A 13,154-nucleotide genomic window follows, 5' to 3' on the forward strand; every position below is an offset into this window, starting at 1 on the left:
CGACGCCGGGCGCGCTCCAGCGGCGCGCGCCGTCCTTGACGCCGTAGGCCGCGTTACCGCCGCTCGCGGCGCGGAACACGAGGACGTCCCGCACGGTCAGGAGCCGCGGCGAGTAGACGTCGGCGACGTTCTCCAGCTCCCAAAGCGTGGGCGGCCGGCCGGAGTTGACATCACTCACCACCGCCTGCGCCGGAGTGCGCACCGCCGGTGGGACGTTGAAGGGGCTGCTCGTCAGGCGCCCGGTCACCCCGTCGTCCGAGCCGAGCAGCCAGGCCGTGGCACCGCCCCCGGCGGCGACCACCGCACCCACGGTGGAGAACCGCACGATCAACCGGCGCCGCGTCAACTGCGCTGCTCCGTCCGTCAGTTGAGCGGTGACCTCGGTGGTCAGCCGACGGGCGCCGGTCTCCCGGTCCCTGATGGCATCGGCGAGCCGCCCCCGGCCCCACACCCGGGCCGCCCGCCGGGACACGGCCATCCCCCGCGTGATCTGAGCGGGCACGGGCCGCGCCGCCGACTCCTTGGCCGGGCAGGCCTCGATGATCGCCCTCAACTCCGCTACTACGCCGTCCAGTTGCAGCTCCCCATGGACGACCGCGTACTGCACGACGGCCACATGGGAGCCCTCGAAGGTACGGCGTCCGGTGGCCGCGTAGGCGAGCACCGCGCCCAGCGAGAACACGTCCGCGGCCGAGGTGACACGCTGCCCGAGCACCTGCTCAGGTGCGCCGTAGCCGGGGGGACGGGGGCCTGGCCGGTGGTGGTGGTGAGGGTCAGCCCGTGTTCGGGGCGGGCGATGCCGAAGTCGATGACGCGCGGTCCGTCCGAGGTCAGCACGATGTTCGGCGGCTTGAGATCGCGGTGGATGAAGCCCGCCGCGTGGATGTCGGCGAGGGCATCCGCGAGGGCGGCGCCCAGGGCGCGTAGCGCGGGCGCGGGGAACGGGCGCGGGGAGCGGGCGCGGGGAGCGGGCCGTACTCCTCGACCGCCTCGGCGAGAGTGAGTCAACCGAGGAACTCACTGGCGATCCACGGCCGCGCCCTCGGCCCGCGCCTCCGGGACGGCGGCAACTCCCTTGCCCCGCACGGCCTGTGCGGCCCGCGCCTCGCGGACGAAGCGCCGGGCCAGCTCGGCGTCGTGGGCGAGTTCGGGGCGCGGCACCTTGACGGCGGCGAGGGTACCGGCGGTGTCCTGACCGACGTAGACCTTGCCCATGCCGCCTTCGCCGAGGACGCCGAGGAGGCGGTAGGGGCCGAGGCGGACCGGGTCGCCGGTGCCGAGAGGATTCATCGTGGGGGTCCTTCGCCGGGGTCCCTGGTCGGGGTCCTTCGTCGGGTGGAGCACGGTGGTCACCTGAGCGGATAGGCGGACAGCCGGTCGTCGTCCACGGCGAGGATCAGCCGGGCCTGCGGATACTCGTGGAACTGTTCACTGGCCGTCCGATACGTGAGTACGGTGCCGTGGCCCGCCAGACTCACCGCCCTCAGTTGCAGCCCGTTCTTGTAGTACGCGTAGCGGGTGCCGACGACCGGTCGCCAGACGGTGTAGGCCTGTTGGGCCTCGGTGGTCGCCTCCCGCCACAGGACCTCGCCCCGCGCCGGGTCGACCGCCATGAGCCCGATGTCCGCCCCGACGGTCTACAGCACCCCGCTCTTCAGCGTCGGCGGCCGTAGATCCGCCCGAGCCGGGTGGCCCACGCCCACGCCCGCGTCCCGTCGCTCAGCCGCAGCACCTGGAGCTGGGAACCACCGAGGTAGACGTACGTCCCGTCCATGGCCAACTCGCTCCGCAGCGCCTCGGGAACGCTCACGTTGCACGGCGTCTCCCACCGGACCGCTCCGCTGCGGATGTCCCGTACGACGAGGTGCGTCTGCGTCTTCGACAGCGTCTGGAGGGTCATCAGGTAGTCGCCGGTGACCTTCGCGGCGAGGAAGTGCAACTTCCGGCTCCCACGCGCCCGTTGCGGCAGCACCCGGGTCCAGATCGTCCTGCCGGTCCTGAGCTCGTCCGCCCGCAGGGTCCAGTTCTGCGCGGGCAAGAACCCTTTGTCCGCGGGGACTTGACCCCGGCCCACCGCCACATACGCGATGTCGCCCGAGACACACAGGAGTTGGTTCGGTATGAGAGCGGGCGTGGCGTCCGCGAGGCTCGTCGGGGTCGGCTGCGCGAGGCCCCGGCTCTCGTTCCAGGAGTCGACCGACACCGACTCCAACTCCGCCGACCGCGTGGGGTCATGACCGAGCAGGTACAACCGGCCGTCCGCTACGGCCGCCTGCCACCAGTTCATCGTGAGGGCAACGTTGCGCTGCCGCCGCCCAGTTGACGGATCGAGGCGTCTGGCGGTCGAGTTCAACGGCAGCCAGATCGAACCGTCGGGCCTGATAGGGCATGAGGAGCCCTCAGCCGAGTACGTCGAGGCCGCCGTTGGTGCTGCTGGTTCCGCCGTTGGTGCTGCTGGTTCCGCCGTTGGTGCTGCTGGTTCCGCCGTTGGTGCTGCTGGTTCCGCCGTTGGTGTCGTACTGCCACAGCGGATCGAGGTTGCGGGTCGGCGCGGCGACTTTCCTGGCGGGAGCGCCGCCACTCCCCCGGTACCACCACACACCGCCCGCGGCCGCGGTTGCCGTGAACGCCCCGCCCGCGGCCAGGAACCCGCGCCGCGAGGGACTCCGCCCGGACAACGCGGTGACCGCTTCGGCGCCCTCCTCGACCACCGGCGCGGGTAGCCGCTGCGGCACGATCCGCCATACGTCGGCGGCCCGCCGCCCGATCTCCGCGAGCAGCGCGTCGGGCAGATGGTCGGCGAACTCGCCTCTCCCGTCGTGCAGTTGGGCGGCGAGTTCCGCCATGCGGGGCCGCTTCTCCGACTCCTTGGCCAGGCACTGGGCAAGCAACGGCACGAGCGGCGCCGGTACGTCAGGGAGGTCGGCCTCCGCGTACCGCACCCGGTACAGCAGATCGGCCGGCTGTCCGCTCCCGAACGGAGCGCGCCCGGTAGCCGCGAACACGAGCACACCGGCCAGCGCGAAGACGTCACCGGCCGCGTCGTGCTGCCGCCCGGTCGCCTGCTCCGGGGACATGAACGCCGGTGTGCCGACGGCGGCGCCGGTGCGGGTCAGCGGGTCGTCGCCGATGGCCCGCGCGATCCCGAAGTCGATGACCTTCGGGCCGTAGGCGGTGACGAGGATGTTGGACGGTTTCAGGTCCCGGTGCACGACGTCCGACCGGTGCAGCCGGTCCAGCGCGGAACACAGGGCGGCACCCAACGCCCGTACCGACTCCTCGGGCAACGGCCCCGCACTCCGGACGGCCTCGTCGAGGGCGGGCCCGAGCACGCACCCCGTTGCCAGCCAGAGGATTTCACCGCGCGGATCGGCATCCATGACCCGGGCACCGAACCGGTCCCCGATGACCCGCGCCGCATCCACTTCGAGCCGGAACCGGGTGCGGGCGCCCGATCGGGTCGCGATCCCAGCGTGCATGGTCGTGACCGCGACCGTAGGGCCATTGGCGGCACGCGCCACATACACGGTGCCCATGCCACCGCTCCCGAGCCGGGCGACGAGCCGGCACAGGCCGAGGGTCACGGGATCGTCGTGGGTGAGTGGTGTCGGCATCGGCTCTTGTCGTCAGACGGTCAGGTCGGCAGGGGCTGGGGGACCGCAGCCGGATACGACAAGCCCGACCGCGCCTACTCGGACAACTGCACCTCGGCGGCCGGCACGGAGGCCGACCGATGGACGACGGCGGCGACGACCCGGGCGGGCAGCCAGCCGGCGTCGAGCAACGGGTCGGCCCGCGAGCCGACCCCGAACCCACCACCCGTTGCGGAAGCGACAGTTGAGGAATGAGTTGGGGAATCGGACGCCAGTTCCCCGATAATGTCGGAGAGTTGAGGACGATGCGCCGGATCCCGGGCCAAACACCCCACCACCAGCGAGCGCAGCACGGTCGGCAACTCCCAACGCTCCGGCGTCGTATGCCCCGTGGCGGCGTACGCGAGCGTCGCACCCAGCACGTATACGTCGCCCATCGGACGCGACTGCCCACCGGCCCCCTGCTCGGGCGCGAGGCTCCCGGGGTCGAGCCCCGGCACCTCCCACCGCGGCGCCCCGTCCGGCGCGGCGGCCCGCACCGCCCCGAAACACCCGAGCCGAGGCCCGTCACCGGCAAGCAGCACGGCAGCGGGCGACACACCCGCATGCGTCAACTCCTGCCCGTGCGCCACAGCGAGCGTCTCGGCCAGCGCTACGGCGAGCGCCAGCACCGTCCTCTCGGAAGGGGACCGCCGTTGACACCGAGGGCGACGGGGAGGGGAAGGGCGGGGATGTAGGTGCGGGCGTGCCAGGGTCTTTCGGCGGGGGTGACGGGTTCGGCGGCACCGAACTCCGGCGCAGGCGCGGCAAGTTCGGTGGCCGGGAGAACCCAGGGCCCGAGGAGATAGCGCGAGGTGTCGGCCTCGGCCAGGAAGCGCCGTGGATCGGCCTTCGGCAGGGGCGTGCTCAGCAGGACGGTGCGATCGCCGTCGGCGCTGAGGGTGATGAAGCGGCGCTCGGGGACGGGGGTGTGGACGGGGAGGTGACTGTCGAGCCGGGTGACGATCGTGCAGGGGCCGATCTGCCTGTGGCGGCCGCAGGGCGTCCGCGTTCGGCAGCAGAGCGTCCGCGTTGCGACGTGGGCGTTGCTTCCGGCATGGGCATGCGCCCATCTTCCCGCCCTTGCCTTTGCCCTGACCCTCGTCCTCGCCCGCGCCCTCGTCCATGGCTCGGTACGGCAGCGGGGTGGACGCCTCCCGCGCGCGCCCACCCCGGTTGCTTCTGCGTTCGTCGTCCTACTGGAAGTAGCTGGCGGCCTTCTTGTCGCCCTCCATGTAGGTACCGCCCGACGTGTACACGACGTGGCCGATGCCGGTCAGCGCGGTGTGGATGTCGTTGGCTTCCTTGTCCCACCGGTGCAGCTTCTCGTTGAAGGTGTTCTGCGCGTCACCCTCCCAGTACTGCAGGCTCTTCACGACCAGCGCGCGAAGCTCCTGAAGGTCCTGCTCCAGCTGCTTCGCCTCGTTGCCGATCTTCGTGGCCGCGAAGTCCAGCCCGTCATAAGTGACGGAAAGGCCGTCGGAGTTACGGCTCATGCGTGTGTACCTCGTCTCGTTCGAGTGGGGCTGTGGGAACTCAGTAGGAGCTGAGCGAGGACGTGGGCACGGTCGGAGCGCCGTCCTGGAGGTCGATCTTGTTGACCGCCGCGCGGACTTCGTCTTCCTTGCTGTCCTTGATGTTCCGCGTCGCGGTCATCGCCTCGATGACGTCACCGAGAATGGTGCCGATCTTCTGCAGCGACTCATTGATCTCGTACTGCTTCTTGTCGAACGCGGCACGACCGATACCGTGCCACTGACCTTCGAGCCCGTCGATCACACCCTGAAGCCCGTGCACGCGCTTGGCGATGCCGTCGTACTTGTCGAGCATCTGCTTCTGAATATCGACTACTGCGGCATCTTCGAGCTTCTGCTTGTTGGACATGGTCAGCTCACCTTTCTTGTGTTGACCGAATCGCGGTCTGCGTGGATATCCGGGTCACCTGGCTCGCCGTGCGCGCGTTACGGCCACGCCCGCGCCGGCGATGACGAGCACTGCGGCGGCACCGCCGAGTGCGATCCAGAGCGTGTTGCTGTTGTTGGACGACTCGGCGCTTGATCCCGCTGCCGAGGTACCGCCGGTAGAACCCTTCCCCTGGGCCTTCGACGTGGCTGACGCGGAGGGAGTCGATGCCGCCGAGGAGGAACTCGCCGAGTCGGCCAGCAGGTTGCCGCCGCCGTTCTCCTGCGCGAGCGGGTCGACGTTGGCGGCGCCCGCGTCGTACTTGGCGTTCTCCAACACCTTGCGAGGACGGACAAACCCGAAACCGGCGTACTTGCTGGGGTCGTTCTTCGCCCACGTCCGGCTCGCCGTGTCGATCAGGGAGCGGGTGACCTGGTTGACCGTCCAGGTGGGGTGGGCGGACCAGATGAGGGCGGCGGAGGCGGAGGCGATCGCGGTCGCCGCACTTGTGCCGGCCGTGTCGCAGTATGTGCGGAAGGCGGTATCGCACCACCCCGGGATCCCCTCACCGGGTGCCACGAGGTCGACGAAATTCCCGTACGAGGAGAACTTCGTGACGGCGAACGATGAATTGACTGCGGCGATGCCGACTACATAAGGGTAAGCAGCGGGATAGTCGATATTGCCAGTGCCTTTCCCCGTACCCGAGTTGCCCACTGCGGCGACCATCAACTTGCCTTTTGAAGCGGCATACTTGACCGCCTCCTCCAGCTCCGGGCTGACAAAACCTCCGAAGGACATGCTGATGATCTTTGCATCGGTGTCGGCTGCGGCCCTGATCGCCTGCCACGGTTTGGGAGTCTTCTTCTCCTCCGCTGCACCGGCCTTAAACCCTTGAAAGGCGGCGCGATAAGGGACGATCTTCGCGCCCGGCGCCAGCCCCTGGAGGCTACCGCCGGATCCGGTACCCGCAATCAACTCGGCCATGGTTGTCCCATGGCCGTCGTAGTCGACCGTCGAGCGGTACGCGACCGCCTTGGGCACCTCGTCGACGAGGACCTGGCCCTTCAACGAAGGTGTATTCAGGTTTACTCCGCTGTCGATGACAGCGACCTTTACGCCCTTCCCCGTGCTGACCTTCCACATCTGGTGGACCTGCATCTCGTCCAGGTACCACTGCTTCGACTGAACGTCGTCCGCGCCGGCATTCGGCGCGAATCCCACGCTCACTACAGCCAGGGCGCCGAGGACCGCACCTACGGCACGTACTCGTCCGGCACGGCGTGTCCTGAGCAGCGCAGCCTTCCGGGCTGGACGGCTGTTCCCTGACTTCATGACGTTGACTGACCTCGCTCGCGCTCAGTTGACGGCCGGCGGCACGTCGCGCCGCGGCTGGTTGGGCAGGTGTGTCTCTTCGTCCGCTACGAGGTGGTCGGGGCACGAAGCTCCGTCCGCTCGCTCTTTGTCGCCGGGCTTCCGTTGGTTGCCGGGTCCGCGTACAAGGCCGGAGCCACCGCGCGTCATGCCATTGCGTTCGGCTCGGGCAGCGGATTTTCGTTCGGTGGGCGCGGCCGTGACGCCCTCGGACGCGCCCGTACCGCCACGGGGCTTCGATGCGTTCGGGGTCGGCTTGGCAGCAGGATCGGGCGCTCCGAAGACTCCACGCTGCCCCGGTCGACCGGGCACGGACCGAGAGCCGGTCGCTTCCTCGGCTCCGATGACGTTTCCACGGGGAATCCTGGACCCGCCCTTCGCCGAGTTGCCTGTGCCGTTGGTGGGCCTTCCGCCGACCACACCGTTCGAACGACCGGCGCCCGTGGCTGAACCGCCATTGGCTCGCGGAGTGGTCGTACCGTTCGCTCTCGGGGTTCCGCCGGTGACACCGCGACCCATCGGGGACGGCTTGGCTCCAGCGGCGGAGCCCTTGGCCAACGACCGGCCGGTCTCGGTGGCGCGGCCCATTTGACTCGTGGGCCCGCGGCTTGCCGACCGCCCCGTGTTTGAGTTCTTCAGGTCCGATGTACCGCTGCGCCCTTGCGCAGAGACCGGGTTCCGAAGGCCTCCGGAACCGCCCGTGCTCCTGCCCAGGGGACCGTTGGGCATGGGGGTTCCGAAGCCGCTGTCGAAGGCGTTGACCTGACCACCCCCAGGGACTGGGGTACCTGTGACTGGCGGATTGTGGACCGTCGTGGGAGTAGTGGTGGCTGGTGGCAATGTGCCCACGCTGTCGATGTTCGTATGCGTGGGAACGTCAGGAGGTGCGACGTGACTGGTGACGTGCTTGGCAGGCGATGTGACGTCGCTCACGACGTGCTTGCCTGAATCACCCGTGGCCGACGCGACCGGGGTGTGATGCCTCGCGGCGCTGACCGTAGTTGTCCCCTGTACGTGGTCCTCACCTGACTTCGGGGAGCCGTCGACGCGCCTTAGCGTCGTAACAGGTCGCGGCACCCCCACATCCGGCATATCCGTGAACTCAGGCGCCGTGCTGTTCAGCGCCGCCAGCTCATCCTTGGACACCACGTAGTACGACGACAGCCGATTCATCTGGTTGATCGCCTCTTGGCGATCCTTCTCCACACGTACGGCCGCGGTGTACTCGTCCTTGTTCGCGACCTTCTCCGCCGCCGTGAACGTCGTGGGGTGTTTCCGCTCCACCTGCGTATCGCGAGCGGGCATGGCACTGCGCACCGACGCCAGGCCCATCGCGGCGGCGGTGATCTGATCGCCCGCGCCTCCGGCGAAAGTGCTCAGACTCTGGGTCTGAGTGACGAGTTCAGTCCCCCACTTACGGAACGCGTCGCCCGACTTCCCGGCCCACTGGACCCTGTCGATGTGACCGCTGAGCTCGTCGGCCGCCGCCTTGATCGCGTCACGCGCGTCCCACAGGGCCTTGCCGGAGGACTCCAGGTCCTCCGGGTTCGTCCGCTCCACGAGGTCGACCATCTCGTTGAGGGGGCGGTTCTCGAAGTTCGTGCGACGGTCGCCGGACGGCCCATGCACGGAGTCATGGACGGCCTGGCCCTCCGACGTGCTCTCGACCACCGCACGCAGAGGGTTGTAGACGAGGCCGGCCAAGAGCCCCTTCTCTCGCGGGCGCTCCTCGACACCCCGAGCCAGATCGGTGAACTGATTCTGGCTGGTGACCCTGTGCAGGTCCGCCTTGTGCTGATCGTCAGTCATCGTCACCCACTCATCCCGGAGTTGGCGGTGTTGGTGCGCTCGGGACCCGAGTCGGTGTTGATCCTCGCGATCTCCGTCTGGATCTCCCAGAACCGCCGCCGCTGATCCTCTTCCACCCCGTCGAACGTTCCCCTGGCACCCTGCACGGCGATGCCGATCGCCTCGATCTGCAGATGCAGCGTCTTGGACAGGGAGGTGAGCTTGTTGTGGACCGCGTGGTACTCGTCGTACAGGCCGTCCGCCTCGTGGAAAGCGCCACGCCCACCCCTGTGGATCGACCCCGCGCTGACCGTCTGCGCACCCACCCGTTTCGGATTCCCGGCCGAACTCTCAAGATCACTCAGGACCTTGTCCACCCGGCTCACGAAGTCCGTCAGCGCTTCGCTGCTCGCCTCCAGGTCCTTCGCCCTGGAATCCGACACGCCCCCCACCACGTCCGCCGGAACCACGACGCCCCTCCCCGTTTCCCCGTACATCCATCGGCACGGCCAAGCCGCGCCAATCCCATCCGCTCACCGTACGATCGCAAACCGAGCCGCACCTGACAACGCGTTTACCACTGTAGTCAACCTGTACATCGGCTCCAACCGAGCTGTGTGTTAACTCAGTTACGCAACCGGCCCGGACGCCACAGTTTGCCCGATTCGCCGGTTCGACTCCCACCGGTCACACGGCCCCTGATGGCGTTACCCATCCTCCGGCCGCCCAACCGTGACCACGGCCAACCTCCTCGAACACGTCACGCTTCACGATCTTCATCACATTTCCACACGCTACGGGCCGCCGGAACGGGCAACTTCCGTACGCCGCCTCCCTCATGGCCGCAGCCGTAGCCAGGCCGACGCCGCACCACGCCAGAGGCGGCCGTCGGAGCGTTCGACAGCCGACACGCAGCAGGTGACGGGCGACAGCACGCCCCGGGACCCGCCCCGGCGACCCACCCCTCCCGCCGACAACACGGCATCGAATGATCTTTGCGACTACAAAACCTGAGCCTGACAAACCAGTTGCCGCGTTGACGCCCACTTCACCCCGGCCACGAACGCACTCATTGGGCAAAGCGCAAACTACGGGGCATATCGGAATACGGCGGTAACGGGGAGATATCCACGCATGGCATGGGACGAGTGGGAGCAGCTCAAGGCACGGGCGGCGGAGCGACATTCGGCGAAGACGGAGGTGAACCAGCTGCCGTTAGCCCCGGGCGGGAGCGGCGCCGCCGTGAAGCTCTCCGGGCAGATGGACTGCCTTCAGGAGAGCGAACTCCCGGCACCCTTGGGCGACTTGAGGAAGTTCACCTGAACCCGTGGCGTCTTCCCCGAAACTTCACACCCCGACAATCGCCGCATTGCGGACCTGGCCAGGACTTTACCCGGAGCAGGTTGCTAGCTTGACCGGAGTTCGGGTGTCGAGCACACGGGGGAAGGTCCGTCCATGGCGTGGGAAGAGTGGGAGCAGCTCAAGGCTCAGGCCGCTGATCGGCAGTCGCCTGCCATGCGGTTGAACCATGTCGACGGTGGCGGCGGGACGTACGGGCCCTATGTACTGCCCGCGGAGTACGGCGATCTCCGGGTCGGGCAGAAGGACCTGACCAAGATCGGGAGTGCCGCGAACTCCCTCTACAACCAGTTGTGGGACAAGGCGCGCGTCGCCGTGCCCAGCAGTGACTCCGCGGCCGGTGATCTGTCGAAGCAGGGGTTCGCGCTCGGTGCCGGGCTCCAGCATGTGTCGGCGCGGTGGGAGGAGCAGCTCAAGTCCCTGATGGACGCGTGCGCGCAGATCTCCAACCACATGCACACCACGACGAAGCTGCACGCCGGTGACGAGGGCTATATCCAGCGGCAGATGAGCAGTATCGACGCGCTGGACGCCGGCTTCGACGAGCGGGTCGGCCTGCCGGGCGAGAAGAATCCCGTCTATTCCGGAGACAAGGAAAAGAAGGACTAGAAGGACTAGAAGGACCAGAGGGAGCAGTGACCGCCGGGCGGACAGCGGCTCAGTCGCACCGCCGGACGGCGGCGCCGGTTCCGTACTCTCCTCCCCCCTCCTCCCCTCCGTCCTCCCCCCTCGCTTCTCTCGCCTTCTCCAAGGACACGTACCCATGCAACTCGACGCTCTCCGCGACGCGAATTTCAAGCTGCTCGACGACGCCGTGACCGACTGGTCGACGCTCGTCGGGCACCTTGAGGAACTCAAGAAGGACGCCGAGGACGACCTCCACCAGGCCGCCAACAAGGCCGACTGGGCCGGTGTGAACGCCAAGGTGTCCAAGGAGTTCATCGGCAAGACCGCCGGTGAGTTCGCCGACGCCCACACCCAGGCCAAGTCGATCCACAACATCCTCAGCGACACGCGGGACGAACTGAAGCGCTACCACGGGCAGTTGGTCGATGCCATCGAGGGCGGCCGGAAGAAGAACCTCACGGTCATCGGCTACGACGGCGGTTTCACGGTCACCACGAACGTTCCCCCGGAGGGCCGCGCCCAGGGGGACAAGGACAACGCGAGCGAGATCACCGCGCTCCGGGATCAGCTCCAGGGGATTCTGAACAAGGCGACCGAGAGCGACGAGACGGCGAAGACGGTCCTCCAAGCCATCGCGGATCAGAGCCAGTTGGGCTTCACGGACGCCGACTACGCCAACCGGGACGACGCCGCCGCGGCCGTCAGGGAAGCCGACGAGCTGGCCGAGCTCGCGAAGAAGAACCCCGACGATCTGACGGTCGCGGACTTCGACCGGCTCAACGCCGGGCTCAAGAAGTACGGCGGCGACGAACTCTTCGCGGAGCGGTTCGCCACGCATCTGGGGCCGCAGAAGACGCTGGAGTTCTGGACCGGGATCACGGACGCCAACAGGGGGAACTACGAACTGGGGCGCGAGCGGCTCGATCAATTCGACGATCTGCAGCGCAACTTGAGCATGACGCTGGCCCACGCGTCGCAGAGCGACTCGGCGGCGATGGCCGACTGGAAGCGCACGATGATCGCCCTCGGCGACAAGCCGCTGTACGGCGACCGCGGTGGCCCGATGGGCTTCCAGGTCATGAGCAACCTCATGCGGGCCGGCGACTACGACGACCGGTTCCTTCAGGACTACGGCACCAAGCTCATGGAGACCGAACGCAAGCTCACCGGCAACGGCGTGCACCGCAACGGGTTCTGGCAGCTCATGGGCGGAGATCCCTGGCTGAACCGGATCGGGGACGACAGCGGCTCCGATCCGCTGACCGGTTACCTCAAGGGCCTGTCCAACAGCCCTGACGCGGCTACCTCGTTCTTCAACCAGGAGTACGTCTCGAAGGACAACCCGGACAACCCCTTCGAGCGGGACTCGGACGACGAGAACGACTACAAGGGCAAGGTCTCGCTCTCCAACTTCCAGTACCTGTTCGAGGAAAGGGACTGGCCCCAGGAGACCGACCTCCATGGGGACGACATCCACACCGGTCAGAACAATCTGGCCCAGGCGTTGGAGGCGGCCACCACGGGGCATCCGGCCGGCGAGATGCCCACGGCGGACAACACGTCGGCCCATACCGCGGCACAGGCCGGCCTGATGAGGGAGATCGTCAACTCCATTGCCGACGACCCCGCTCGGCTGAAGGACCACTCCTACATGTCGGACAGCATCGGCCAGATCGGGTCCGAGTATCTTCCCGACATCCACCGGGCGATGGCCGACGGCCCGGAGGTGAGGGACGGGACATCCGGGTGGAACCTGCTGTTCCCGCTCGCCGGTGAGGACGCGAAGCTGGACCACAGTGCCGTGACCCGATTCCTCGTCACCGTCAGCCAGAATCCCGAGGGCTACAGCGCTCTGAGCGTGGGTGAAAAGGCCTATACGGCCAGCTTGATGGACTATCACCTGAATCCCGATCTTCCCAACGCACATCGCTACCCGCACGACGCGCAGGAAACGATCACGAGCATCTCGCGCAAGTCCGGAGAGTTCAGCGGTCTTCTCGCGCAGGGACGACAGGAGGCCGTCCTCGGCCCGGCCAACGAGAAGGACGGCGATTTCGACAACGCCGTGAATCAGAAGAAGAACACGATCTCAGGCATTGTCGGCACCGGAGTCGGCATCGGTACGAGCTTCATCGCCAGTCCCGTGGTCGGCGGCGTGGTCGGCGGCGTCGCGGGAACCGTGACGTCGGTGGTACTGGAGGATTTCTACAAGGATGAATCCGGTCAATACCGTTCAGAGGTGGGCGGTGACATCGCGACGCGTTGGGAAACCGTGAAGGACACGACGACCAACGTGAATTACCTGGCAGCCAGCGAAGCGGCCAAGGCCCATCACGCGAACTACACGGACAAGATCGACACTTGGGTGAGTGAAGGCACCGCGACCGGCTTCAGCGACGCGAATACCGACATTCACGCGATGGCCAAGGACATGGACACCGAGATCCCCGACTGATGGCTGACCGATCCGTG

Annotated in this window: 14 protein-coding genes; 3 read left to right on the forward strand and 11 right to left on the reverse strand. The window is 67.7% G+C overall.

The window, feature by feature from the left end; all coding sequences use genetic code 11:
- Positions 1-561: 561 nt before the first annotated feature.
- The 11 genes from ACIRRY_RS29825 to ACIRRY_RS29875 all read right to left on the reverse strand — a co-directional run bounded on the left by ACIRRY_RS29825 (position 562) and on the right by ACIRRY_RS29875 (position 9,139).
- Positions 562-1,008: a phosphotransferase gene (locus ACIRRY_RS29825; RefSeq protein ID WP_403978416.1), complete on the reverse strand. Its 447-nt coding sequence runs from the start codon at positions 1,006-1,008 to the stop codon at positions 562-564.
- A 9-nt stretch (positions 1,009-1,017) separates the two neighbouring features.
- On the reverse strand, positions 1,018-1,290 hold the full coding sequence (locus ACIRRY_RS29830; protein ID WP_403978419.1) for a hypothetical protein: 273 nt from the start codon (positions 1,288-1,290) through the stop codon (positions 1,018-1,020).
- Positions 1,291-1,349: 59 nt separating this feature from the next.
- Positions 1,350-1,613, reverse strand: coding sequence for a hypothetical protein (locus ACIRRY_RS29835; RefSeq protein WP_403978422.1), 264 nt, complete (start codon positions 1,611-1,613; stop codon positions 1,350-1,352).
- A 41-nt stretch (positions 1,614-1,654) separates the two neighbouring features.
- Positions 1,655-2,287, reverse strand: a complete 633-nt coding sequence (locus tag ACIRRY_RS29840) for a PQQ-binding-like beta-propeller repeat protein (protein ID WP_403978425.1) — start codon at positions 2,285-2,287, stop codon at positions 1,655-1,657.
- Positions 2,288-2,399: 112 nt separating this feature from the next.
- A complete protein-coding gene (locus tag ACIRRY_RS29845) occupies positions 2,400-3,614 on the reverse strand; it encodes a serine/threonine-protein kinase (RefSeq protein ID WP_403978428.1) in 1,215 nt (404 codons plus the stop codon).
- Positions 3,615-3,688: 74 nt separating this feature from the next.
- Positions 3,689-4,264, reverse strand: a complete 576-nt coding sequence (locus tag ACIRRY_RS29850; protein ID WP_403978431.1) for a hypothetical protein — start codon at positions 4,262-4,264, stop codon at positions 3,689-3,691.
- Positions 4,265-4,828: 564 nt separating this feature from the next.
- On the reverse strand, positions 4,829-5,128 hold the full coding sequence (locus ACIRRY_RS29855; RefSeq protein ID WP_043683472.1) for a WXG100 family type VII secretion target: 300 nt from the start codon (positions 5,126-5,128) through the stop codon (positions 4,829-4,831).
- Between the two features lie 40 nt (positions 5,129-5,168).
- On the reverse strand, positions 5,169-5,516 hold the full coding sequence (locus tag ACIRRY_RS29860) for a WXG100 family type VII secretion target (RefSeq protein WP_200683897.1): 348 nt from the start codon (positions 5,514-5,516) through the stop codon (positions 5,169-5,171).
- Between the two features lie 54 nt (positions 5,517-5,570).
- Entirely contained in the window at positions 5,571-6,758 is a 1,188-nt protein-coding gene (locus tag ACIRRY_RS29865) for a S8 family serine peptidase (protein WP_403979057.1), read from the reverse strand.
- A gap of 135 nt (positions 6,759-6,893) precedes the next feature.
- A complete protein-coding gene (locus tag ACIRRY_RS29870) occupies positions 6,894-8,717 on the reverse strand; it encodes a hypothetical protein (RefSeq protein ID WP_403978434.1) in 1,824 nt (607 codons plus the stop codon).
- 2 nt (positions 8,718-8,719) lie between these two features.
- Complete coding sequence (locus ACIRRY_RS29875) at positions 8,720-9,139, reverse strand: hypothetical protein (RefSeq protein WP_403978436.1); 420 nt, start codon at positions 9,137-9,139, stop codon at positions 8,720-8,722.
- A gap of 691 nt (positions 9,140-9,830) precedes the next feature.
- On the opposite strand from ACIRRY_RS29875, the gene ACIRRY_RS29880 reads away from it, so the two are divergent.
- The 3 genes from ACIRRY_RS29880 (at position 9,831) to ACIRRY_RS29890 (ending at position 13,137) form a co-directional block, all read left to right on the forward strand.
- Positions 9,831-10,019, forward strand: a complete 189-nt coding sequence (locus ACIRRY_RS29880) for a hypothetical protein (protein WP_403978439.1) — start codon at positions 9,831-9,833, stop codon at positions 10,017-10,019.
- 132 nt (positions 10,020-10,151) lie between these two features.
- Positions 10,152-10,664 (forward strand): hypothetical protein, encoded by a 513-nt coding sequence (locus ACIRRY_RS29885; protein ID WP_403978442.1) that lies wholly within the window; start codon positions 10,152-10,154, stop codon positions 10,662-10,664.
- Between the two features lie 154 nt (positions 10,665-10,818).
- Positions 10,819-13,137, forward strand: a complete 2,319-nt coding sequence (locus ACIRRY_RS29890; protein ID WP_403978445.1) for a hypothetical protein — start codon at positions 10,819-10,821, stop codon at positions 13,135-13,137.
- Positions 13,138-13,154: the final 17 nt, after the last annotated feature.

It is taken from the genome of Streptomyces sp. NPDC101776 (genome assembly GCF_044766845.1).
In the GTDB taxonomy this organism is placed as follows: Bacteria; Actinomycetota; Actinomycetes; order Streptomycetales; family Streptomycetaceae; genus Streptomyces.